General features: G+C 57.0%; 15 protein-coding genes, 1 tRNA gene and 1 riboswitch. Of the genes, 4 read left to right on the top strand and 12 right to left on the bottom strand.

Annotated elements, in window-relative coordinates; translation table 11 throughout:
- Positions 1-16: 16 nt before the first annotated feature.
- A complete protein-coding gene (locus BCS36_RS11785) occupies positions 17-1,729 on the bottom strand; it encodes a 30S ribosomal protein S1 (protein WP_291303071.1) in 1,713 nt (570 codons plus the stop codon).
- A 165-nt stretch (positions 1,730-1,894) separates the two neighbouring features.
- Positions 1,895-2,120: riboswitch (cobalamin riboswitch) on the top strand.
- A 32-nt stretch (positions 2,121-2,152) separates the two neighbouring features.
- Here BCS36_RS11785 and BCS36_RS11780 point away from each other — a divergent pair.
- Both BCS36_RS11780 and BCS36_RS11775 read left to right on the top strand, forming a co-directional pair.
- Positions 2,153-3,073 carry a sirohydrochlorin cobaltochelatase gene (locus tag BCS36_RS11780; protein WP_291303070.1) on the top strand — a complete coding sequence of 307 codons (921 nt, stop codon included), beginning with the start codon at positions 2,153-2,155 and terminating at the stop codon, positions 3,071-3,073.
- Between the two features lie 415 nt (positions 3,074-3,488).
- Positions 3,489-4,265: a transcriptional regulator gene (locus tag BCS36_RS11775; RefSeq protein ID WP_291303069.1), complete on the top strand. Its 777-nt coding sequence runs from the start codon at positions 3,489-3,491 to the stop codon at positions 4,263-4,265.
- Positions 4,266-4,590: 325 nt separating this feature from the next.
- On the opposite strand, the gene BCS36_RS11770 is transcribed toward BCS36_RS11775, so the two are convergent.
- From BCS36_RS11770 to BCS36_RS11750, 5 genes are all read right to left on the bottom strand, one after another.
- Entirely contained in the window at positions 4,591-5,160 is a 570-nt protein-coding gene (locus tag BCS36_RS11770; RefSeq protein ID WP_291303068.1) for a hypothetical protein, read from the bottom strand.
- A gap of 648 nt (positions 5,161-5,808) precedes the next feature.
- Positions 5,809-8,943: a hypothetical protein gene (locus tag BCS36_RS11765; protein WP_291303067.1), complete on the bottom strand. Its 3,135-nt coding sequence runs from the start codon at positions 8,941-8,943 to the stop codon at positions 5,809-5,811.
- Between the two features lie 883 nt (positions 8,944-9,826).
- Positions 9,827-11,107, bottom strand: a complete 1,281-nt coding sequence (locus BCS36_RS11760) for a phenylacetate--CoA ligase family protein (protein ID WP_291303066.1) — start codon at positions 11,105-11,107, stop codon at positions 9,827-9,829.
- 391 nt (positions 11,108-11,498) lie between these two features.
- Positions 11,499-12,560 (bottom strand): asparaginase, encoded by a 1,062-nt coding sequence (locus BCS36_RS11755; protein WP_291303065.1) that lies wholly within the window; start codon positions 12,558-12,560, stop codon positions 11,499-11,501.
- Between the two features lie 74 nt (positions 12,561-12,634).
- Positions 12,635-13,147 (bottom strand): GNAT family N-acetyltransferase, encoded by a 513-nt coding sequence (locus tag BCS36_RS11750; RefSeq protein WP_291303064.1) that lies wholly within the window; start codon positions 13,145-13,147, stop codon positions 12,635-12,637.
- A gap of 571 nt (positions 13,148-13,718) precedes the next feature.
- Here BCS36_RS11750 and BCS36_RS11745 point away from each other — a divergent pair.
- Together BCS36_RS11745 and BCS36_RS11740 are read left to right on the top strand one after the other, a co-directional pair.
- On the top strand, positions 13,719-14,969 hold the full coding sequence (locus tag BCS36_RS11745) for an MFS transporter (protein WP_291303063.1): 1,251 nt from the start codon (positions 13,719-13,721) through the stop codon (positions 14,967-14,969).
- A gap of 990 nt (positions 14,970-15,959) precedes the next feature.
- Positions 15,960-16,036: transfer RNA gene (locus BCS36_RS11740), tRNA-Met, on the top strand.
- A gap of 280 nt (positions 16,037-16,316) precedes the next feature.
- Here the strand turns inward: BCS36_RS11740 and BCS36_RS11735 are convergent.
- The 6 genes from BCS36_RS11735 to BCS36_RS11710 form a co-directional block, all read right to left on the bottom strand.
- Positions 16,317-17,396, bottom strand: coding sequence for a DUF3644 domain-containing protein (locus BCS36_RS11735; protein ID WP_206215565.1), 1,080 nt, complete (start codon positions 17,394-17,396; stop codon positions 16,317-16,319).
- On the bottom strand, positions 17,365-18,267 hold the full coding sequence (locus BCS36_RS11730; protein ID WP_291303062.1) for a restriction endonuclease: 903 nt from the start codon (positions 18,265-18,267) through the stop codon (positions 17,365-17,367). The genes BCS36_RS11735 and BCS36_RS11730 overlap by 32 nt, the downstream gene beginning before the upstream one ends.
- 83 nt (positions 18,268-18,350) lie before the next feature.
- Entirely contained in the window at positions 18,351-21,293 is a 2,943-nt protein-coding gene (locus BCS36_RS11725; protein ID WP_291303061.1) for a type I restriction endonuclease subunit R, read from the bottom strand.
- 13 nt (positions 21,294-21,306) lie between these two features.
- Positions 21,307-22,371, bottom strand: coding sequence for a macro domain-containing protein (locus BCS36_RS11720; protein WP_164561354.1), 1,065 nt, complete (start codon positions 22,369-22,371; stop codon positions 21,307-21,309).
- 8 nt (positions 22,372-22,379) lie between these two features.
- Positions 22,380-23,018, bottom strand: a complete 639-nt coding sequence (locus BCS36_RS11715) for a DUF4433 domain-containing protein (RefSeq protein WP_164561355.1) — start codon at positions 23,016-23,018, stop codon at positions 22,380-22,382.
- A gap of 20 nt (positions 23,019-23,038) precedes the next feature.
- Positions 23,039-23,554, bottom strand: coding sequence for a hypothetical protein (locus tag BCS36_RS11710; protein ID WP_164561356.1), 516 nt, complete (start codon positions 23,552-23,554; stop codon positions 23,039-23,041).
- Between the last annotated feature and the right edge of the window lie 9 nt (positions 23,555-23,563).

Raw genomic sequence — 23,563 nt, 5'->3', positions numbered from 1 at the left:
CTTTTCTCAAAACGGACTAGCCGTTTTCGCTCTCTTCGAACTTCTGCTTGAGCAGGTCGCCCAGGCTCTGTCCGGATTCCTGCGGCCCGGAATGGAATTCCTTGGGCTTGCGGCGTTCTTCTTCGTCCTTGATCTGCTTGATGGACAAGCCAAGGCGGCGCTCTTCAGCGCTGACGTGGATGACCTTGGCCTGGATTTCCTGGCCTTCCTTGTAGATTTCAGCCGGGGTCTTGACCTTCTTGCTGGACAGCTCGGAAACATGCACCAGACCTTCAATGCCTTCTTCCACTTCAACAAAGAGGCCGAAGTCGGTGATGTTGGTCACGGTTCCCTTGATGGTGCAGCCCACGGGGTAGGTGGTAGGCACATGGCCCCACGGATCGTCCACCAGCTGCTTGACGCCCAGGGTGAACTTTTCGCTTTCCTGATCAACGGTCAGCACTTTGGCCTGCACGGTGTCGCCGACCTTGTACATTTCGTTGGGATGGCGCACCTTCTTGGTCCAGGAAATGTCGGACACGTGGATGAGGCCGTCGATGCCGTCTTCAATGCCGATGAACATGCCGAACTCGGTGATGTTCTTGATGACGCCCTCAAGAATGGTGCCTTCGGGGTAGCGTTCAGCCACCAGCTCCCAGGGGTTGGGACGAACCTGCTTCATGCCGAGGCTGATGCGCTTCTTGTCGCCGTCAACGCCCAGGATGACCACTTCGACTTCGTCGCCGGTGTGGACCATCTGGGAAGGATGACGCAGTTTGCGGGTCCAGGACATTTCAGAAATATGCACAAGACCTTCAACGCCGGCTTCCAGTTCAACAAACGCGCCGTAGTCGACGAGGTTGGTGACCTTACCGGTGCACTTGGCGCCTTCGGGGAAGCGGGCGGAAATATCCTGCCACGGATCGGGCACAAGCTGCTTGAGGCCCAGGGAGACCTTGTTGTTTTCGCGATCAAAGGACAGCACCTTCAGGGTCAGTTCCTGACCGATGGTGATCATTTCCTTGGGATGGCGAATGCGCTTCCAGCTCATATCGGTGATGTGCAGCAGGCCGTCGAGGCCGCCCAGGTCAACGAACACGCCGTATTCGGTGATGTTCTTGGCCTTGCCCTGCACAGTCTGGTTTTCTTCGAGGGTGCGCAGCAGATCCTGGCGCTTGGAATCGCGTTCTTCTTCAAGCAGCACGCGGCGCGAAACAATGACATTGCTGCGGCGGCGGTTGATCTTGAGCACGCGGAATTCGAACTCCTGGTTGACCAGGGCGTCCATGTCCGGCACGGGACGCAGATCCACATGAGAACCGGGCAAAAATGCCTCGACTCCGCCGATATCCACGGTGTAGCCGCCCTTGATGCGGCGTACGATGTGGCCCGTGATGACCCTGTTGTTTTCCTGCACGTCTTCGAGCTGGTCGAAAACCTGCATGCGTTTGGCCTTTTCAAAAGAAAGGGTAATGGTGCCGTCGTTTTCGTTCTTGCGAACAACGTACACGTCCACCTTGTCGCCCACGGAAACGACCATGTTGCCAGCAGCATCGCGAAATTCAGCCGCGGGGATCTGCCCCTCGGACTTGAAGTTCACGTCCACCAGTACATTGTCTTCGTCCACGCGAACGATTTCGCCCTTGGTGATAGAGCCTTCTTCAAGGTCGCCAAAATCGGAAGTGAGGTAGTTTTCGAGAGCACTCTCGAAATTCATTTCGGTTTCGTGCCCGGTTTCCAAGCCTGCCATATGTCCAGCCTCCAAACATGATTTCCCTTTTTCAAAGAGAGGTCGCATATGTAGCAGAAATTTGCCGGAAGAACAAGGAAAAATACGTTCATAGCGGCCAAGAAAGCCGCGCTGCAGCCCCGGCGCAGCCCCTCATCCGGCGGCTGGCGCAAGCGCCCGCCCTCCTTGACATTTGGCGCGCCCTGTTGTCCTGTTGTCTTTTGGCGGGGAATTTCGTGCAAGTCGAAAACAGTCGCGCTGCGGTAAGAGGGGACAAGGTTTCTTTTCGCCTGCTCAGGATGGGCGGCGTTTGACAGCCAATCGCGCAAGCGGTGAAGGCGAAACCAAGGCGCTGGCCACACGGCCACACAGCCCTCAAGTCCGAACACCCGCCGGGGCCATAGCCCTTTGCGAACCTTTCAACGCGATATTGAGGAGGTTGCCATGCCGCGCACCCTGTCACACGTCGGTCTTCGCCCACTGCTTTTCGTCCTGCTGCTGCTCGCGGCGCTTGCCGTGCACGGCACAAGCTACGCCACAGACGCCGCTGCCCCCAAGGAAGGCATCTTGCTGGTGGCTTTCGGCACCAGTGTTCCCGAAGCCCAGCCCGCCTTCAAGGCTGTGGATGCGGAATTCAAAAAAGCCTTTCCCGGCTCGCCTGTGGTCTGGGCCTACACATCACAAATTATCCGTAAAAAGCTGGCCGAACAGGGGCATCCTGTGGGCGGCATCAGCGACGGCATGGCCCAGCTGGCCAAGGACGGCGTAAAGGTTGTGCGCGTGCAGTCCCTGCATGTTCTGGCCGGTGAAGAATTTACCGCCCTTGAAAGGGCCGTGCTGCTTGACGTGAGCAAGAACCCGGGCCGCTTTGAGGCCGTTTTTATGGGCCGCCCCATGCTTGAGTCAAAGTCTGACGCCCAGGAGCTTCTGGCCGCCATTCAGGCTGACACCAAAAGCCAGCGCGGCAAAAACACCGCCCTTGTGCTCATGGGCCACGGCCAGAGCCACGGCCGCGCAGACCTTGCCTTTGAAGGCGTGCGCGCTGTTTTCACGGCTGCTGACAAAAACATCCACATGGCCACGGTGGAAGGCGCACGCAGCTTTGAAGACCTGCTCAAGGAGCTCAAGGCCGCCAAGATCAAGCACGTCGTCATCGCCCCCCTCATGCTGGTGGCAGGCGACCATGCCCGCAACGACCTTGCAGGCGACGAGGACGACTCCTGGGCTACCCAGCTCAAAAAGGCCGGCATCAAGGTTGACACCCACCTCAAGGGTCTTGGCGAAACCCCCGGCGCTGCCGCCATTCTTGTGCGCCACGCCAAGGAAAGCACCGACGACCTGACCAAGGAACCCAAAAAGCCGTAACCGCCGCACCCGGCAAAACGCCTTTTTCTGGACGGCACAAAGGGCCGCACGGCCTCATCGATCAAGAAAAGAGCCTTTGGCGCATATCACTCAAGAGCCGCCCGCCACGCGGGCGGCTCTTGTTTTGCCCCCCGCCCTTCGGTCCTGCCGCACCGCCGCCCTGACCAACCCGACATGCTGCGGCAACGCGGCCCACTATGGCTTTTCGGCATAGCGTCGCCCTTTGTGCCAAGGCCTGCGGGCAGACCGCCAGATATCTCTGATACGCCGATCTATGCTGCCTATCACCGGCTTTTATCGTTTTGTTGTGGACTGGGGGGGTACACAATGCTGTTTTTTTCATGTAGCCTGCATAAAATTCCATAGCAACACTCTGCTGTCGGACATGATACGCAGATATGATCGGGAGGCCCGCATGCCCAAGCAAAGTCGCAAGATATCGCCACCGCGGCCCGCAGCCGCCCCCCGCCGTACCGCCAGAGCCGCCCGCGTCTATTCACCGGATGTGGAAAAAATCAACTGCCGCGTGGCGGAAGCCCAGGCCATCTTTGCCAACGCCAAACGCATGGCCGGTATGGTGGCCCGAACTCTGGGCCCTTTTTGCGAAGTGGCGGTACACGACTTCAGCGACCTTGAGCATTCCATCATTCACATCGAAGGCTCCCTTACCGGGCGCAATGTGGGCGCTCCGGCCACCAACATGGTCACCAAGGCGTGGCGTCAGGGCGGCGACAACGTGCAGGACATCATAGCCTATGCCGCCACAACGCCTTCAGGGCAGACGCTCAAATCGTCCATCAGTTTTTTGCGCACCAGCGAGGGGGAAGTCATAGGGGCGGTGTGCATACACTTTGACCTGACGGATCTGGAGCGCTTTCAGGGCGTGCTGCACGCCCTGCTGCGCTTTGAAAACGCCCCCGGCAAGGAGATGAGCGAGGCCTTCCCCTCCTGCCTTGGCGAAACCAGCGACGCCATCATCGAGACGGCCATACGGCGGGCGGGCAAGCATCCCGCAACCATGACCAGAGAAGAAAAGCTCAACTTTGTGCGCATTATGGATGAAGAAGGGGCTTTTCTCATCAAGGGGATGGTGCAGTATCTGGCCAAGGCCATGCGCGTGTCCATTTACACCGTGTACAACTACATGCGGCAGGTCAAGGACGACGCCAACCGCGAAACGTCGGCAAACTGAAACACCGTGCGTTGCCGGGACATGCCGCCGACGGGCAAAAGCCGCGACGGGTAAATGCCGCCGCTCCGGCGCATGAACCTGCAGGAGATTTGCGCCGGGTGTCGTGCTGGACGTGTGCCGTCACGTTGCCCCGTGACATTGTGCCGTGCCACTACGTGAAGGGAATGCTCGCGGGCAACTTACACAGTGGAATGCGCGGGGAAGTTACGCGGACGCCCGGCCAGCATACGCGAATGCCCGGCCCCTGTGAGGGAACGCCTCCGGGCTGGCCTGTCGCGCGTCCTCAAAAAGCAGGTCCGCCTGCGTTACAGGCATCGTTTCCAGTCTATGTGGCCAGTATAAAAGCCAATATGCCCCCCTGCACAGCCAAGGCTACGGCAAGGGCCAGACATTTTACGCCAAATCCGGGCCCGGTGGGGACGCATCCGGCAAACAACGCCCATATGCCCTGGAGGATGCGCTTGAGCGGCCACACCTGGGCCAGCGTCAGCCAAAACAGCCCCGCCCAGGTAAAATAGCGGATTTCGCCAATGGCCCAGAACCGTTCCAGCACCACGCCCATGTCTATCTGGTTGGCGCTGTAGGCGTCGCCTATGCCCTCCACAAGATCCAGAACCGCAGCTTCGCTGAAAACGATGCCCACCGCAGCAAACAGTCCCATCAGGCCCACCAGCAGCATGAAGAGCAGCCAGAACGTGCGCAGCTGCCACTGTGCGTGCTCTGCTGCCACAGCGTCCTGACGCGCCAGGGCCATGCGCCGCGCCACAAATGCACAGGGAAGCACTGGCAGGGGCAGCAGCCCCAGCATGGGCAGCCACAGGGCAAACGCGCCGCCAGCCAGACAGAGATATCCGGCCAGAAACGGCCAGGGCTTCAGCATATTGCCTGTGGGCATGGCGTCTCCCGCAAAAAGGTTGTTGGCGCAGCGAAGCGCGCTGTCGCATAATTGCATGACGCAACTTCGCGAGCAAGCGCCCAATGGCGAGCGGCACAATATTCATGCCAGCGCATTATATTTTATCCCCAACCTGACCGCTGTACGGCATACGCGCGCCGTGAAGGCGTAAACGCTTCCTGCCTGTACTGCTACGCACAGGAGCGGGCGCGCTACCCTTTGCGCTTAATATTTTGAGTGGCGACCCGCCCACACGCAACAAACCGCCGCTCCGGATGTACCGGAGCGGCGGTCCCCATTATGCCAAAGCGGCAGTGTCGCCCAGAGCAGATGCACCGTGAAACGATGTGACGCCTGAAAGACGCTGCCGCTGGCCCCCCGCTTCCAACCAGGAAGTACCTTGCACTGTGGCGGATCAGATCAATGTTGAAATGCTTGACTTTGAGGCATTGTCACTTTGCCGGCGAATACGGTTTCCGGCAGGATCTGGCCCGGTGCGGCGTTGGAACGGTTCACCTTTTACAAGGCTAGCACGCTCTATAATAAGAGTTTTAGGGGGTGGGGGCGTGGGGGAGGAGCCCCTTATGCAAAAGGGTCCCTCCCCCACAAAGCACTTCCCACCCATAAAGCATTTCAAAGCGACACGCCCTAGCCGCCGAACTCGGAGTGTATCTGATGCTGCGCCGCCAGCGTGCTCATATCATCGCTCACACTGTCGGAGTGCGCATCCTGGCTGAGGGTAGAAGCACCACCGCCAGAATTCCCGGATCCGCCGTCGTGATCGCCATGGCCTGAAAGCCCCGCCTCACGGTAGCCGTCGGGCAAATCGTCGGCCATGGCGGCCGAGAAGGGCACGGTGCTGTCAGAATAGGTGACGTCATAGCCGTTGAAATGACCGTTGTTCAGGTAGGCGTGCAGGTCTGCCTGGTCAGCGGCGCTCAGGCCGTTGACGCTCACATGAATGCCCTCAACATCGATGGAACTCAGGTTGTTTTGCAGCCAGGTGTCGTACTTGGCGATAAAGTCGGCGTAGGAGTCGGCCTTGAGCACCAGCAGATCATAGCCGTCGCCGCCAGTGATGGTGAGGTGGTTGCCCTGCACATGTCCGTCAATGGTCACGATGTCGTCGCCAGCGCCGAGGCTGATGCTGGTGGAGCCGCCGGTAACATCCCCGTGGATATTCACGCGGCCTTCACCAGTGCCCATCACAATCTTGTTGGCGCCGCCCGCGATATTGCCGTTCAACGTGAAGATGTCGTTGCCATCGCCCATGTTGAACGTGTTTGTTCCGCTGCGCAGGTTGCCGTTGATTTCGATATGGTCATCGCCGTTGCCAGTGGTAACGGTATTGATGTAGCCGCCAATATCTCCATTGAGGGTGACACTGTCGCCGTGCGCATCCCCGGCATGGCTGCCGCCCCGGATAAGATTGATGCCGCCCGCATTGCCGTACATGGCGTATGCCTGCCCGGCGGTTCCGGCCTTGGCCGTGATGACCACCGTGATGGCGCTGTCTGTATTTTCAATGATGTTTTGAGTAGAAGCGCCCCAGCCGTCACGGGTATACATGCCGTAGGCCCAGCCGTCGTCGCTGCCGCTGGCATCGGCGGTAATGTTTACGTTATTGACGTTGGTGATCTTGTTGGTTGCGCCGCCCCAGGCCGCATTCATGCCAAAGGCTCCCGCCTTGGTATCCATATAGTCGGTGGAAAGCGTATGGGTACCCGTAAAGGTGGCGTTTATATTCAGCGTGTCATTACCGCCGCCGCCGTCAATGATCGTCTGGCCGCTTGCCTGCGCGCCAAGACCGATGGCCGCAGCTCCGTTGTGGGCGGAAGCGTTGAGGTTGATGACATCATCCCCGTCTCCGGTATTGATGGTAGTCGTACCGTAGTTGGTGGAGAAAATGCTGACGCCCCAACTGGGCGCATCGGCCGTGATGTTCAGCTCATTGTCACTGCCCGATGTATTGATTTTGACGTCGCCGCCATAGCCCGCATAGATGGCCGCAGCCGTGCCCTTGGGGGATGCGGCGTCCACTGTGGCGGAGATGTCCACATCGCCCGTGTTGATGTTGATGGCCGACTTGCCGCCCTGACCGGCCTGATTCAGGTTGCCGGAGGCCGCAAGCCCCAGAGAGGTAAAGCCCGCCGCCCGGCCGCCAGTCCAGGAGACGCCGGTGTAGGGACTGTCATAAGGCGATGTTTCCTGATAGGCCGTGGCGCTGAACTTGCCGTCGCTGGCGGTGTCGATATTGATGGCCGTACCCGCCGTGGTGCGGAACACGCTGCTCATTACCGTGCCATCCGCTCCGCTGCCCGCATAGGCATTGGTTTCACCGCTGACATTCTGCCCGCTGATGTTCACAATGGCCTGGTCCTTGGTATACACAGAAGTCGCCATATAATTGACAGTGCCGCCTGTGACGGAACTGGAAAAGTTCACGTCGCCCTCGGCCTGCACGTTCACGGTGGACTTGCCGCCCCCCCATATGCCTGCGGCTGTCTTTTCATTGGATCCAGCCGTGAAGCTTATGTCCTTGCCGTGCACATTGGCTGTCGCTTCGTAAAAATTGCCGCTGCCGTCCTTGTCGCCTCCTGTGATCAGGGCCATGCTCGATCCCCCGTCCGCTGATGCGCCCATGTTCACATCGCCCTTTGTTCCGGCGTCAATGGTGATGGTCCCAGCGTCAACTCTGCCATATGCGGAGGTACCGTAGGCATTGCCGTTTTCGGCCCTGGAGGAAACGTCTATCTTGCCCGCGGCGTCATGCGCAAAGGTGATGTCCGTATTGAGTGCGCCATAGGCATTGCCGGAAGCCGTGGTGTTTTCCACAACAGCGCTGTTGTAGTCCTCGCCGCCCAGCGTGATTTTTTCTCCATTAACATTCTTGCCGTGCGAATCGTACCATTCGCCCTTGAGGGGGCCGCCAAGGTCTGTTTCAGCTTCGCGCTGCGCAGAGTCGTAGGAGGAACTGTCATTGCCCAGCAGCTCCATATTGTAGGTCTTTCCACCCACGGTCACTTCAAGCACGGAGTCAAACTTTTCGCCAGCGGCCAGAGCGGCCTGACCCGCCGCCGTAAGCGTGATGGTGACAAGACCGGTGACAGGGTCGATAACCGGGGCGTTAAAATAGGCCGAAGAGCCGCCCGCAAAGGCCAGGCTCACCTGGCTGGCGTCCGTGACAAGATTGCCGTTTTCGTCAATGGCCTGAAACACCATGGACTGACCGGCGTCAGAACCCACCACAAGGCGTGCATGGTAGCCGGAAGCGGCGCCGCCACCACCTCCACCGCCGCCTCCGCCGCCAGTTCCCGGCACGTCCGGCCCCTGGCCACCGTCATCGCGGCCAAGCTGGCTGTCCGTGGCCAGCGTGTCCTGAGCGACGCTGGCTGTCTGCATGCTCCAGTCCAGGCCGCCAAGATGGTCAATGCCCGAATCAAGGCTGGAGTCGGCGTGTTCCGTATAATGTGCATTGCGCGTGGCGGTTGTGGGCCCGGCTGCGGGCATGAGGTCGTCCTGCCCCAGGGCGCTGAAAAAGTCCTTGCCGGAAACCATTTGCCCATCCACGATAAAATCGGGCGTGTTTTCACTGGTATAGTCGGCATAAAAACCGTCAAGACTGATCTTTGCGCCGTCCTCGAACGTAAAGGTCAGGGCGTCGCCTTCGCGGCCCAGCGTGGCGTCAGTGGTGGGAAAATCCAGAACAATGCGGTCTTCCGCCGCATTGGTGATCGCGGTCTGCTGTCCGAACTGCGGACGGGTAAGATGAATATTTGCCATAACAAACTCCTGAAATGTATCCGGACAGGGGCCTGACAGAAGTCAGGCTGACGCAAAGGCCAAATCTGCCCTGAAGTCCCGCCAGAGCTTTGCGCGCCCTTCGCCAAGGCGAAAGGCAGAAGCGTCTCTGCAGGACAACGATTCGTATTTTAAAGATATTTACTGGAAGAGGAGAACAGACAAAAGCTTGAAGGCCATTTGCCGGGCTTGTAAAAAGCCAGATAAGGCAGGGGGAGCAACCTCATGGGCAGATCGCGTGACTTGCTCACAGTTTAATAATAGTGTTCTAGTATTATTTGTCAAGCATCAAGAATCGTCCGTGGAGCAAGGCTCACTTTAACGTGCGGATGAACCTCTTTAACATATACCGGCATTTTACGCTTTTATACAGAATCACATATCTTGAAAAGATTGTTTTTGCGCAGCATGGACGCGGCACCATATCCGCGCCTTCTTCCCTGGATGACACTGGACATATCTTACTAAAAATAAAAAGGATATACATGCTTTCACCGTGCCCCGGCATTGCCCTTTGCAGCGGGCTGGCATCGACGGCGTAACCGGGAACAGAGCGCACACATGAGCCTGCCGCGCATCTTTTCAGCGTAAAAACACCAGACTCTGGCCGCCATAAAAAACCAGCGCCTCCGAAACTGTCCAGTTTCGGAGGCGTCGGCCAATGTGAGCTATGAAGGCAACCGGAATAATGAAGCCAATGAGGACAATCCTAGCGCTACAAAAAAACAATAAAGGCTTTAGGGGGTGGGGGCGTGGGGGCGGGCCCCTTTTGCAAAAGGGGCCCGCCCCCACAAAGCATTTCAACCTTGAGCATTTTCAAAATGAAATTGCTCTAATCGCACTCTGGCGGCTGCGCGAACCCGTCTCAGCGCTTGTCCACAACACGCCGCGATTTGCTGAACGTGCGCGGCAAGGCGGCGTAGTCCACCACAGCCACCTGCATGCGGGCCAGTATGGCCTTGTGCAGCCTATGCTCCAGAGCCTGCGCCAGCGCGGCGTCATTGCCGCTGCCAACGCCCTGGGCGCGCTCCACAGTCAGGGTCAGGTGGTCAAGGCCGCGTTCGTCGCGCGTGAGCTCCACCTGGTATTCGCCGCCGAGTTCCGCAAATTCGCCTATGACGGCCATATACTGACCGGGGTAAATGTTGACCCCCCGATAGATGAGCATGTCGTCGGAACGGCCAAGGATGCGGTCATGCCTGGGCATGTTCAGCCCGCAGGAACACCGGCCCGGCAGCAGGCGGCAGAGGTCGTGGGTGCGGTACCGCAGCAGGGGCACGGCCTCCTTGCGCAGACTGGTGACGACCATTTCGCCCACTTCGCCCTCGGGGACGGGTTGCAGGGTGACGGGGTCAAGCACCTCGATGATAAAGAGGTCGGCCCAGTAGTGCAGGCCCTCGTGCGCGTCGCAGTCAATGGCCGTGCCGGGGCCGTACATTTCGGTCATGCCGGCGATGTCGTAACAGCCCTGAAGCCCCAGCTTGCTTTCGATGGTCTGGCGCATTTTTTCGCTGCGCGCTTCGGAACCGCAGATCATCTTGCGCAGCTTGATTTTTTTGCCCAGGTCCGCCCGCTCCACTTCTTCGGCCAGCAGCAGGGCCATGGATGCAGTGGCCCCAAAACAGGTAGTCTCAAGGTCTTGTAAAAGCTGCAGGTGCATCTCAAGGTTGCCCGGCCCCACAGGCACGGTCAGCATGCCAAGTTTTTCGCTGCCGCCCTGAAAGCCCACGCCCGCCGTCCAGAGGCCGTAGCCCACGGCGATCTGCATGCGGTCTTCAGCCGTAAGCCCCGCCAACTCATAGCAACGGGCCATCTGCAGATTGAATGTCTCCACATCCGCAGCGGTATAGGCCAGAATTTTGCGCTTGCCAGTGGTGCCGCTGGAAGCGTGGATACGCACAACGTCAGTGGGCGGAACGCAGAGCAGGGGCAGGGGATAGCCCTCGCGCAGGTCGTCCACGTCCACAGTAGGCAGGCGGGCAAGGTCGTCCAGCCCCAGCTGGTCGCCTGGGTTCAGTCCACAGGCGCGAAGCTTGCTGCCATACTGGGGGGAATTCCAGACGCGGGCCAGGGTGTTGCGTAAGCCTTCTTCCTGCTGGCGGCGGATATCTTCATCTTCAAGCTGGGGAATGAAGCGGTAGGACATGCTTCTGCGGCTCCTTCAGGCTAGAGCGAATTCACGTTGAAAACGTGCAGCCTCAATGTTCAAAACACGCTCGTTACGGGCGCGACCGCGCAACTAGTAGCGCCGATCTTCGCGGCAGCCCTTGCAACGCGGGAGCCTTGCTGGAAGCCCGGCCCCAAAATACGATGCGCGATTGTGCTTCTTTTACGCCCCGCAGGCAAGACTTGATCATTCCACGCCTGCAATGCCCGCAAAGGCCAGCCCATACCGCAGCACAGCCACGGAGGCGCTGGCGTTTTCAGCCCGGCAGCCTGGGCCTTTGCACTTGCCCCGGCGTGCCTGGCCTGCGCGCCCGCCGTTGCCCCGCGCAAACGCCTGCGCAGCCGCCCGGGCAATTTCACCTTAAAGCGCCCTAAACCTCGCGGCAGTGCGTGAACGCCCGGCGCACACTCGCCACCCGCGCTTCCGGGTCGCGCGCTCCCTGGCGCTCGGCCTCGGCCAGAGCCAGCATGAGCAGCACCCGTGCCTTGGGCGTTGAAAGCATGCCCGACGCTATGAACGACGCATATTCTTCAAGATCCGTCACAGGTGCGCCTCCCGTGCGGCTGGCGCGCACCACGGGTTTGCCCTCTCTGACGGCCTGATCCAGAGCCTTGCGGACATCTGACGGCATGGAGCCGTTGCCCATGCCCGCAACGACCAGCCCGGACGATCGCTCCAGAGAAAAGAGCGCGGCGTCCAGCGGCATGCCCGCGCAGGCGTACAGCACATCCACGCGCGGCAGATTGTCCTGCCCGGCATGGGCGGCGTAGGTTCCGGCCAGGGCAGGGCCGTCTTCGCCGCTGTGATAGAAGACGGGCCGCCCATTGATGACGCGGCCAAGCAGGCCGGATTCCAGAGCGCGGAAGGCCTCCACGTCCAGCGTCCCGGCCTTGACCGCCGTGCGGGCAGAAATGATGCGCCCGTTCATGACAATAAGCGCCCCGCGCCCGCGCGCCTGCGGGCTGGCGGCCACGGCCACGGCGTCCCTGATATTGATGGGGCCGTCCGCGCTGAGAGAGGTGGCCGGACGCATGGCCCCTGTGAGCACCACCGGCTTGGAACTGCTCATGGTCAGGTGCAGGTAGAAGGCAGATTCTTCAAGGGTGTCGGTGCCGTGGGTCAGCACAACGCCGCACATCTCTTCATCTTCAAGGGCCTGGGCGCAATCCCGCCCAAGTTTGGCCCAATGGCAGGGGCGCATGTCCTCGCTGGGCAGGTTGCCGCACTGACGGCTGGCGATACGCGCCACCCCTTCAATGCCGGGCAGGCTTTCCAGCATGCATTCCACGGACAGAACGCCTGCCTGATAGCTTATCTGCTCCAAAGGAGTGTCCGCCACCCCGGCAATCGTGCCTCCCGTGCCCAGCAGGGCCACCTGAGGCAGCGCGGCGGATTCAGAACAATTGGCATTCACATGTGACATAGGACTCATGAGGGCTCCCGCCGCACCGGCCTTCCACGCCTCGCGGCGGGGCATCGTGCGCGGCATTGACGGCTTTGCGCGTTTCAGTTCTCTGTATATTCATCCTGCAAACCTAACTGCTGCGGCAGTCCGGACGCTGTCCACAGCATGGCGATTTGCAGCTGCCCGGTATGGCCGCAGAGGCTTTCGCCCACGGGCGCGAAGCCCATGCTTTTATAAAATGCCAGCGCTCCCGTGTTGGCGCGGTAAACATCAAGCCGCAGCCGGTTCCGCCCACCCAGCACATGCCGCAGAAGCGCACTGCCAATCCCCTTGCGCCAGTAGGCAGGAGCCACAAAAAGCGCGGCGAGCAGGTCTTCGCCTTCAGGCCTGCACACGGCTGCGAAGGCAATGGGGCGGTCAGCGCCCCGAAACAGCGTCACCTGTGATGCGGGCAGATAGTGCCGGGCCATGGCCTCACGCTGCGCGCTCCACAGCGCCGGGTCCACAAAATCGTGCGCCAGCAGGGATGCCTCAAGCCAGATATCCGCGCAGGCCGCGTAATCCGCTGGACTTCGGGCCAGCTCGGGCTGTGCGATGACGTTATGGATGTTCATACTGTTGCGTTCATGATTATGCGAGGGGGCCTGGCGCGTCAACGGCGCGCAAACCGGCACAGCTCGCGGCATGGCGGCACGACGCCGCTTGATCCGGCCTGGCTGTCGAAGTTCACGACCTTCCGCCGCGTGCGCGCAGGGCTATGCTGGCTTCAAATGAGGCAAAACCGCCACAGCATGCGGCAGCCCGTGGCAAAGATGGCCATGCAGGGCGTCCACGACAGCCTCCGCTCTGGCTGGCCCTTGCCGTGCCGGAATTTTCGGTGGCCCATACGCTCCTTTAACGGCCTGCGCCCCCTGCGGGGCAATCGCCGTGCAGCAAGGGGCAAGCCCACGGCAGGGCATCTTAGGGGCAGGCATCCTGGGGCAGGCATCCCGCTGCGGCGCGCCGCTCGCCGGATACGGCTGGACCTGTACGGTCAGGAGCGGCAGGCAGCACCCGTTCTTGCGCCTCCAAGGCCACGGCAGCTAAAAAATGTAGACCATTTATTTCAACCAATAAACATTATTATATAAAATTTTGCACCCCTACCTCCTTGGTTTTACTTAGATATTAGCGTAGGTTGCGCCGATGGACAAAAAAAAGATCTCTCTCGTTTCGCTGGGGCATCTGTCTTGTGACATAAACGGTGGAGCCCTCCCCGCAGTTCTGCCCTTTTTGCGCACGCACTATGGACTGTCGTATCAGGCCACAGGCGGACTGATGTTCGCATACTCCTGCCTTTCGTCCATCATTCAGCCGCTCTTCGGCCTCATGGCGGACAGGCTCTCCAAGCCCTGGCTTATCCCGCTGGGTGTGTTTCTGGCAGGCATCGGCCTGACTGCCGTGGGCTTCATGTCCAGCTACTGGGCCATTTTCGCGGCCATTGGCATCAGCGGCGTGGGCGCGGCGCTCTTTCATCCCGAAGGCGCGCGTTTTGCCAACAAGGTGTCCGGCGAAAGCAAGGGCACGGGCATGAGCATTTTTTCCATTGGCGGCAATACGGGCTTTGTGGTGGGCCCCCTGCTGGCCACATTTTTTCTGACCATGTTCGGCATGCCGGGCATGGTTATCTTTGGCCTGCTGGGCACGGTCATGGCCTCAATTCTTCTGCTGCTTATCATGCGCATGGTCGCGCCCGAAGCGGCGGCTGCGGCGCAACGAACCGCACAGGCCGCCTACGGGCAACCCAAAAACGTTGAAAAAGCGCACTCCGCCAATGCCGCAGACAGCACCGGAAAATCCGGCGAAGATGCAGTGCTGCAAAATAACTGGCGCGAATTTTCAAAGCTCACCGGAGCCATCATTACGCGCTCCGTTCTTTTTATTGGCTTTAATACCTTTATACCCCTGTACTGGGTGAGCGGCTTTGGCCAGAGCAAGGCCGCCGGCGCCGTGGCACTGACCGTCTTTTGCACGTTCGGCGTCTTGAGCAACATACTTGGCGGCGTTCTGGCAGACAAATATGGCTTCCGGGCCATCGTGCGACTGGCATTTGCCCTGGTCACGCCCGTTGTGCTGGCTTTCAGCCTGATGCCCAATCTTTACGCCGCCTACGCCATGCTGCCTCTGCTGGGCTTTGTTCTTTACGTGCCCTTCAGCTCGCTGGTCGTGCTTGGACAGACGTACCTTGCCAAAAATATTGGCTTTGCCTCTGGCGTGACGCTTGGTCTGGCCACGAGCTTGGGCGGCGTGTTCGCGCCCGTGCTTGGCTGGGTGGCCGACAATCACGGCCTGCCGCGCACCTTTCAGTGCCTGGCCCTGGTGGCCCTGGTGGGCACCATATTTGCCTTTACCCTGCGGAAGGATGAAGAAGGAAAAAAAGCCGGCAAGACGGCATAAAACCACAGCCCGCACCAGAGGGGCCTGGGTGCCGAGACTGCCCGCCTGAATTGTTCGCCTGCCTGTCCTCTGGCCAGCCCGCCAATGAGGGCACAGATCGGCCTCTCCGCCGAGACTGCCCGCGCCTGCGCATGGCGCATCCGGTTGAACGCCCTCCAGGGGCAATGATTTTTGCTCTGACGCACAGCGCGCCCGCCTGACATTCAGGCGGGCGCGCTTGTTTTTTCTGCACAGTGCACAAAATGGTCTGGCAATCCCAAAGCCGCCGTTCGCCCTGTTGCCAGTGTGTCACCCATGTGCGCTGATGCAAATAACTGCGCGTCCTTTTTGTGCGTAAACACAATAACATCATTATTTTATTAAGTATTTTACGACACACAAATGTTACTCATCTGCGGCTCGACGAGGCGTTTCAAACCCGCCCCGGTCGTTCGTTATGCCTGAGGATGTTTTTGATCGCTGTCGTTGATGGTCGCAACGTTCAGTAAATACTGTTCCTATCTCAGCTAACACTACAATATTACAGCTGAAAAATATTAAGACCATTGTGCGTAAAAAGCAGCACGATTTTTTGACGTGAAGCGCAAACTCGCCTTGAAATGGCGTCACGGCAGCGCTGCGGACGCGAGACGTGAAGGAGTCCACTCAGGTTCGCCATGCGCCAAACGCCAGAAGTTGCGCCTGCAGGCATCGAGGAGAACGGCTCAATCGAGGAGAACGGCTCAAAGGAGTTTTTACCCAGACAGATACTTGCAAGCCTGCCTGGTGTGCGAGTGGAATGCGCGTGGAGTGCGGGGGGTACGTGCGCGTGAGGGGAAACGCGGGGGATGAAGGCGTCTGCATACAGGGCAGACGTGCCGGGGCACACGCCAAAGCTCCCGCCTATCTGCCTGATATTTTTGACGCACAAAAAAAAATTTACGATTATGCTTGACACCTTGGCACCAAAGGGCTACTTATCTGTTTCGCAACAACACACTGTTGCCGTGTCGCGGGGTGGAGCAGCTCGGTAGCTCGTCGGGCTCATAACCCGAAGGTCGTAGGTTCAAATCCTGCCCCCGCAACCAAGAAATTCAAGCGCTTATGGAATCCTAACCATAAGCGCTTTTTCTTTTTCCTAACCTATTCCTAACCAGAAGGGAAAAATGGGGGGTAGGGGATGTCGTGGATTGATCGGCCTGACGGGGTTTGAAGAGGCTTACGGTGTGGGCTGGAGTTCGGTGGGAGCATGGTGGGAAGAGGAAGCTTGGTGCGGTGCTCTTCCTGTTGGTCAGAAAAAATAGACGGCGCAAGGTAGGTGTCCTAACCACGCTCCTAACCATTTTCTAACCTTCGCGGGACGAGCCCTCAAGCCAACTGGATGTCATCTTTCTTTGTGTAGTGCTTATCAAATTCCTTTAGAATATTAGGGTTAAAGTATGGCTTTTTGCCACTTTTAGGCTTGCTGTCATCAAGATATTGTATTCTCCCATACTGAGCATTGATTTCCAGCGCCTTACGAATATCGTGATATTTCTTGGTTACTTTAAAGTCTGAATACTTTTCTTGGCACTTTGCTGTCAGCATTTTATAATCCCAAGGATATTTATCACGGATTTGCTCTGGTGTAAGCCGAACAGCAGGCGCATTAGGGTCATTAGTAATTTGGGCGCTTAGGGCGCCCTTCGCCTTTGATCGAACAAAATTTAACTCTATATTTACAGATATTGAGTAGTCAGATGTGTGATTTTCTTCCTGTATTTCAAAGTGTTCAAGAAAAGACAAAAAGTTTTTCTCTTCAGCATTGAGGATAAATCCATCAACAGAGGAAGGCAAATCAATGAGAGCAATAGGCATAAGATGTAGCTCAAACTCAGAGAGAGCTCTACCAAACCAGTCCCAGACAGCCGTAGCAAAATTTTTTACACAAGCAGCGCCAATTTCCTGAAGACGAGCCCTGAATGCGGGAGATTGATTGTAAAAATGGACAGAAGAATCCCGTAGTTCAATCAATATTTGTATATTATCCCAAGCTAGTTGATGAAGAATTTTATTTTCTGTAAGCTTTTTCCCCAAATAGCTTAGACTATGTGTGAATGGGTTGTTTGCATCTGTTCGCTTGATGTATTTTTTATTGCTTTTTTTGCCGCCAGATATTGTTCTTGACTCGTATACATACAAGCAGCTTAATTTGTTTTTGTTGTCAGCAAGCAATTTTGCTTTTAATAGAAGCTCCCAGCCGTTAATTGCTAAAATTGAAAATGCTTCTGTGCGGTATGGAAAGCTAGGTTTATTATAGATTTCAATGGCAGCAACCATTGCCGCTATCCCTCTATCCAGTAATTCCTTCGCCTTTGATTTCATTGAGTTACCGCTTATTATAATGGCTTCTAAGATTTCGAAGCGTTCAGCTACTTCACTCCCCCAACTCCTCAAAGAAATCAACATCCAGCCTTTTCAATTCCAGAGTCCTGTAGCCCCGCACACCGATACCATGCTGCACCATAAGGCGTGCCAACTCGTTGCCATCAATAAGGCGCAGGCGCTTGTGACTGCGCTCGGCGTATTCGCGGGCCGCTCTGGTATAGCGGCTTGTGGTAACAAATACCCCCTTGGTGATGCCGTGGGCGTCCATTGCCCCGGCAAATTCGCGGATTTTATCCGGCCCAATGGGAGAATCTTGTCCGTACTTCTTGGCTTGCAGGTAGATCACATCCAGGCCAAGCACGTCTTCAGTAATGATGCCGTCAATGGCTCCGTCGCCTGAGCCGCCTGTCCTTTTGCCAAGACCGCCAGCACCATAGCCAAGGCCAAGCATCAGCTTCACAATCAGCCGTTCAAAGTCGGCATCGTGCATAGCTTGCACACGTTCTTGCAGATCAGATTGCAGAGCGGCGTTCAACTCGGCAAAGGCAGCTTCAACACGCTCTTCGGGGGTTCCCTCTTCTGATGCGGTCGGAGCCTGCTGCGAACCTGTCTCTTCGCCTGCTTCAGGTGTGGTGGTGACACTACGAAACTGGCGATAGTTTTCAGAGCGGGCCATCAGAAAGTTAAGATCAATGCGCTGAGGATTCTCAGCAAGGGCTTGTTGCCCTTCCGGCGTGATGCCGTATACGCCCCGTGCCTCACGCCGCAACATGCCTGCTTTGGTGAGGTGAACAAACGTCCAGTATACTCTGTTTGCAACGCGAGTCTGCCTGCCGCTGGCCAGCATTTCCTGCCTGTCTTCATCTGACAAACCAAATTCGTCAGAAACTTGAGCGATGGCTTCCGCTGTTCGCAGCGGGCCGTTGGCGGCCAAGCGTAATACAGGCAACATAAAGCTTTGGAAATCAGGAACGGCCATAATGAACACTCACTCGCATGTTGAACGTCAAAACAACATCAGGCAGCCAAGCCGCTTTACGCCACCTTGCTTTTCTCCGCATATGTCACGTCAAATACCAAGTCCGACAGCCACTTCCAGAAGGAAGGATTGTCAGTGCATTGTTTATAAAATTCAACGTTGTCATGCATGGTGTTGAGCACGGCATTGGTAAGGGCCTTGTCGCACTCCATGCGAGCATTTTGCTTGTCGGAGTTTTTGAGCGCGTTCTGGTATTTCTCATCCCGCGCCACCATAGCGGGCAGTTCGCGTATCTGACGTCGCACATTGTCTTCGTCTTTCCAGTCAATGCCGCCAAAGAGATCATTGAAGGTATTCAAAATCTGCGTGAGGTGATCCAGTTCCGCCTCCGGCTTGCCGCCAGCGGTGCCGCTGGGTACGGGGTCAACCTCGGCGTCCTCGTCTTCGGGCTGCATATCAATGGCGGCACGGGCCTCGGCGCGGTAGCTGTCCAGATCAATGGCACTCAGGATGCCTTCGGCAAGGTCGTCGTCCTTGGGTGAGGGCAGCTTGGGAATGAGCAGGGTCAGGAAGATGGAAAGCTTTTCCCATTCCGCATTGCCATAGGGCAAAATGGCCCCCAGAAAGCCGTACAGGCGCACAAACGACTTCGCCGCGCTTTTGATGGCAATCTGGTCGTCAAGGATCAGCGCCTTGTAGTTTTCGGCGCACTGGTCAAGATACGGGTCAAGCTTGTCTCGTTCCGCCCCGTGCAGAAACAAGTCCACCACAGTATCAATATGATATTCGGTGTACACCTGATGCTGCTCAAGGACTTGGATAAGGTCGCTCAACTGGTTGGGGTCTGTTTCTGCTGAAAGAATGGTGGTGCGGTAATAGCGTGAAAAAGCGTCCACAATGGTGTCTGTGTCGTTGGCAAAGTCCAGCACACAGGTGTCGCGCTTTTGAGGATGGGCACGGTTAAGACGCGAAAGTGTCTGCACCGCCTTGATGTCCGTCAACACCTTGTCCACATACATAGTGTGCAGGAGCGGCTCGTCATAGCCCGTCTGGAACTTGTCGGCCACCACAAGAAAGCGGTACTCATCCTTGCGGAATTCCTTCTCAATGCGCGAGCTGGGAAAACCGTTGATGCTATCCTCCGTGGCCTTGGGGTTGACCCCGTATTCCCGTTCGCCGGAAAAGGCCACAATGGCCTTGTAGGGGCTTTGGCGAGCCTGCAAATGCCCGTTGATGGCCGTGTAGTATTCCAGCGCCCTGTCGATACTGCTTGTCACCACCATTGCGCGGGCTTTGCCGCCTATCTTGCCCTTGCCCGCCACCTGGGCGTGGAAATGTTCCACCATGATTTCAGCCTTGCGGCTGATGGCCACACTGTTGCTTTCTACAAAATGGCGCAGTTTTTTCTGGGCTTTCTTTTTGTCGAACAGCGGATCATCGGTGATGGTTTTGGCCAGCTTGTAATAGCTCTTGATAGTCGTGTAATTTTGCAACACGTCCATGATGAAGCCTTCCTGCGTGGCCTGCTTCATGCTGTAGACGTGGAAGGGCCGATGCTTGGTTTCGCCATCTTCAGCATACGGCACGCCGAACATTTCCAGCGTTTTGTTCTTGGGCGTGGCGGTAAAGGCGAAATAGCTGGCGTTGGTGAGCATTTTTCGTGTTTCAATGAGCTGGTTGACCATATCTTCCATGCTCATGTCCGCATCGGTCGCGTACTCACCGGAAAGGGCAATGTTCATCTTGGCCGACAGGCTGCCGCTCTGGCTGGAGTGCGCCTCGTCAATGATGATGGCAAACGATGCATTCTTATGGTCGTTGCCGATTTCATCCAGAATGTACGGAAATTTGTGTACGGTGGTGATGATGATTTTTTTGCCGCCGGCAATGGCCTTGCGCAGGTCGCCGGAATGCTCCGCCCATTGCACGGTGTTGCTCACCTGCATGAACTGCTTGATGGTGTCGCGTATCTGCTTGTCCAGATTCACACGATCCGTCACCACAATGACGGAATCCACCACGGCCTTGCCGTCTTTTTGCAGCCCCACCAGTTGATGCGCCAGCCAGGCAATGGAGTTGGATTTGCCGCTGCCCGCCGAATGCTGGATGAGATACTTGTGCCCAACACCCTTGCTCTGTACATCGGCAAGAAGCGAACGCACCACCATAAGCTGATGAAAGCGCGGAAAAATCTGCTTATGGCTGACTTTCTTGGTGTTCTCGTCAACTTCAGCAACAACCTGGGCGTAGTTTTCGATGATGTCGGCAAGGGAAGTTTTTTGCAGAATGTCTTCCCACAAATAGGCCGTCTTGAGGCCGTGCGGGTTGACGGGATTGCCTGCGCCGTCGTTGTGTCCTTTGTCAAAGGGCAGAAACCACGATCCCTTGCCGTTCAGCCGGGTACAAAACTTGACCCGCGCATCATCCACCGCAAAATGCACCATGCAGCGTTTGAACTGAAAGAGCAATTCGCGCGGATCGCGGTCATTCTGGTATTGCTTGACCGCATCGTCCACGTTCTGCTTGGTGAAGCTGTTTTTCAGTTCAAAAGTCATCACGGGCAAACCGTTGATGAACAGGCACATGTCCAGGGCAAGGCGGGTTTGATCGGATGAAAACTGTAGCTGGCGGGTGACGCTGAAAATATTTTGACCAAAGCGTTCTTTGGCTGCCTCATTTTTTTCTGAAGGAAGCTGATAAAAGAAGTCGAACTTTGCGGGATAGGCTTGCACCCCTTTGCGCAGCACGTCCACAATGCCGCGTTTGGCAATTTCACCCTGCACGCGATCAAGGAATTTCTGGCGGCCAAGCTCGGAGTTGGCCCCGATTTTGGCAAACTCCTCCGGCTGAGTGTTTTCCAGAAAACGCAACAGGCGCGGCACATCCACGGCATGAGCGCGGTCATAGTCGGCATTGCAGCCTTGTTCATAGCCGCCCACATGCACAAGGTGGCTGACAATGAGCGATTCGAGGCCGGATTCCTTGATGTTTGTGGGCATGGGACAATCCTTGCTATGCGTGTGCTGCGGGCTTTGACCAGCCTTCCAACCAGCCTTGGGCCTGCAACACGCCAGCGGCAAGGGCAATCTGCCGCTCCGAAAACTTCTTTTTGCGCGGGTTCCATGCGTAGAGGCTTTGGGTGAGTGCTTCCAAGGATTTCGGGGCCTCGTTGGTTGCCACCCAATGCACCGAAGCCAGCAGCTCTAGCCCAAAGGATGATTCAAAGCCCTCCACCAATTGGAATACGCGCTCAAGGCGTGCCTGCGTTTCGGGATGCTGCGCAAGCATGGTAGCCGCATCTTTTTCTGCGCCGGGAACTATGCTGAGGGGCTTATCTGGCGCGTCGCCACCATCGGCATACCCGGTCACATAAAAGCCCTCTATGGCGTGCAATGCATGGCGTAAATTTTCCGCATAGGGGCCAAACGTGGCTTTTTTATATTTAAGATTGAGCGTTTCACCCGCAGTTTGCATAAAATACATGAGCTTATGCACTTCCAGCAGTGTCACAAAGGGATCGAGCAGGCCCCGCAGATAGCGATCCATGAGCGACACCAGTGCGGCGCGTCCGGGGGTCATGTTCGGAGCCTTGGGAGCATGGGCCATTTCTTCGCTTTTGGGCGCACCATTGGGTTCAAAAAGAATGATACGGACATTGGCAAGGCCGGAAAGACGTTGTTCAATAGCCGTCCGCACTGTGGGCCAATCCAGCCCGCCTAGCCCGCATCCCAGCGGGGGAATGGCAATAGAGGTGATGCCCCGCTCCTGAATCACGCGGACAAGGTCATCCAGACCTGCCTCAATATCATTAAGGCTGCTCTTGCCCCGCCAATGTCTCTTGGTTGGAAAGTTGATAATAAAACGCGGTGCCGTCAGCGTGCCCGTGGCATACACAAACATGCTGCCCGGCACGACTGCTTTGTTTTCACAGGCAGCTTCGTATGCCTTGTAGTTAGCAGGAAAGGTCTTCTTGAACTGCAAGGCAATGCCCCGCCCCATAACACCTACGCAGTTGACGGTATTGACAATGGCGTCGGCTTCCTCTTTGAGAATGTCTCCGCTTTTGTATTCAATCATGATAAACCTCAATAATACCAGCTTGGGATAACAGTTGCCGGGGGGGTGTGCGCAGCGTCACGCAGTGCCATATTGACCTGTTGCTGAATGGCATTCGACTTAACGCCAATACGCTCTACCAGTGTCCAAGGGAATTCATCTTCAAGCAAAAACTCCGCTTGCTTTTCTTCTTGATGTCCCCGCCAATAGTTTGCTTCAATAATATTCCAGTTGATTTTATCCAATTCTGCAATATTACGATAGTCGTCAAAGTAGGATGAGCCAGCATTAGAGCTCGTGAAAGCCCAGCGCTTTTGGTTCTGGTCAGCCCATGCGGTTACAGCATACAGGTCGGCCTCAAGGTGCACAATGGGGTCTTGGCCGCCTCGGTAGGTGAGGTCGGGATGGTTGTTTTGGTAAAACAAATACAGCATGACAGAACGCGGACAAAAATAGAAGGGTACGCAATCACCCACACGCAAGGCGGGGTGGCTGCTGAGGCCAAGGGTCAAGCGGCGTGCCTTGATGTTGGACATGCCAATGGTGGTGCCCACGCCCTGCTGCGTTTGCATATGGGCGTCAGAATAGAGGTACCCGGCAGCGATGATGTGGGGCAGCCTGTCCACATGGGCAATGTGATAGATTTTTGGCTGTGCGGGTACGGGCATGGCGGCTCCTGTCGTTATTCTTACAACATTCCAAGACGGCGCTTCAGTTCAGCAATCTGGCGATCTTTTTCCTCAAGCTCCTGTTGTCTGCGAAGTCGCCATGCACATTGTTCTTCCTCTGCTTGGCGTTGCTGCTCTTGTCTCTCGCGCATAAGACGTTGTAGCTCAGTTGTGAATTGAGTGCTCTGGTTTTGGTAGGACTGGAGCCACGGTGGTGTAGCAGTGGCAGCCGAATAGGCTTGCCTTGGCTGGTTAGCAGCCTGAACATGCTGTGCGCCTTCGAGAGCCAGCATTACGGCATTCCCAATGGTCAAGGCATAGCGTTCTTTTTCCGAGGCAGAGTTAGCGTAAGCAGATTCTGACAACAGTGCGGCCATTGCCTGTGCCTGTTTGGCGGGGGTATCCGCCGTTAGACCATCAAGCAGGGCTACGCCCTGTTTAATCCCGTTGGCTACCTGATTTACTGTGCTTCCTGGCGGCGTGGAAGCTCTGGCAGCCTCGGCGGCAATTTTGAGGAACATGGTGAGCGGGTGCATATGACCTCT

Origin of the sequence: Desulfovibrio sp. MES5 (assembly GCF_002237645.1) — a bacterium.
In the GTDB taxonomy this organism is placed as follows: domain Bacteria; phylum Desulfobacterota; class Desulfovibrionia; order Desulfovibrionales; family Desulfovibrionaceae; genus Desulfovibrio.
This window is presented reverse-complemented; position numbering and strand designations above follow the sequence as displayed.

Bases quoted from the DNA above. Each gene is read 5' to 3' on its own strand.
- BCS36_RS11785 (WP_291303071.1), bottom strand. From the start codon at position 1,729: ATGGCAGGCTTGGAAACCGGGCACGAAACCGAAATGAATTTCGAGAGT.
- BCS36_RS11780 (WP_291303070.1), top strand. From the start codon at position 2,153: ATGCCGCGCACCCTGTCACACGTCGGTCTTCGCCCACTGCTTTTCGTC.
- BCS36_RS11775 (WP_291303069.1), top strand. From the start codon at position 3,489: ATGCCCAAGCAAAGTCGCAAGATATCGCCACCGCGGCCCGCAGCCGCC.
- BCS36_RS11770 (WP_291303068.1), bottom strand. From the start codon at position 5,160: ATGCCCACAGGCAATATGCTGAAGCCCTGGCCGTTTCTGGCCGGATAT.
- BCS36_RS11765 (WP_291303067.1), bottom strand. From the start codon at position 8,943: ATGGCAAATATTCATCTTACCCGTCCGCAGTTCGGACAGCAGACCGCG.
- BCS36_RS11760 (WP_291303066.1), bottom strand. From the start codon at position 11,107: ATGTCCTACCGCTTCATTCCCCAGCTTGAAGATGAAGATATCCGCCGC.
- BCS36_RS11755 (WP_291303065.1), bottom strand. From the start codon at position 12,560: ATGAGTCCTATGTCACATGTGAATGCCAATTGTTCTGAATCCGCCGCG.
- BCS36_RS11750 (WP_291303064.1), bottom strand. From the start codon at position 13,147: ATGAACATCCATAACGTCATCGCACAGCCCGAGCTGGCCCGAAGTCCA.
- BCS36_RS11745 (WP_291303063.1), top strand. From the start codon at position 13,719: ATGGACAAAAAAAAGATCTCTCTCGTTTCGCTGGGGCATCTGTCTTGT.
- BCS36_RS11735 (WP_206215565.1), bottom strand. From the start codon at position 17,396: ATGTTGATTTCTTTGAGGAGTTGGGGGAGTGAAGTAGCTGAACGCTTC.
- BCS36_RS11730 (WP_291303062.1), bottom strand. From the start codon at position 18,267: ATGTTGCCTGTATTACGCTTGGCCGCCAACGGCCCGCTGCGAACAGCG.
- BCS36_RS11725 (WP_291303061.1), bottom strand. From the start codon at position 21,293: ATGCCCACAAACATCAAGGAATCCGGCCTCGAATCGCTCATTGTCAGC.
- BCS36_RS11720 (WP_164561354.1), bottom strand. From the start codon at position 22,371: ATGATTGAATACAAAAGCGGAGACATTCTCAAAGAGGAAGCCGACGCC.
- BCS36_RS11715 (WP_164561355.1), bottom strand. From the start codon at position 23,018: ATGCCCGTACCCGCACAGCCAAAAATCTATCACATTGCCCATGTGGAC.
- BCS36_RS11710 (WP_164561356.1), bottom strand. From the start codon at position 23,554: ATGCACCCGCTCACCATGTTCCTCAAAATTGCCGCCGAGGCTGCCAGA.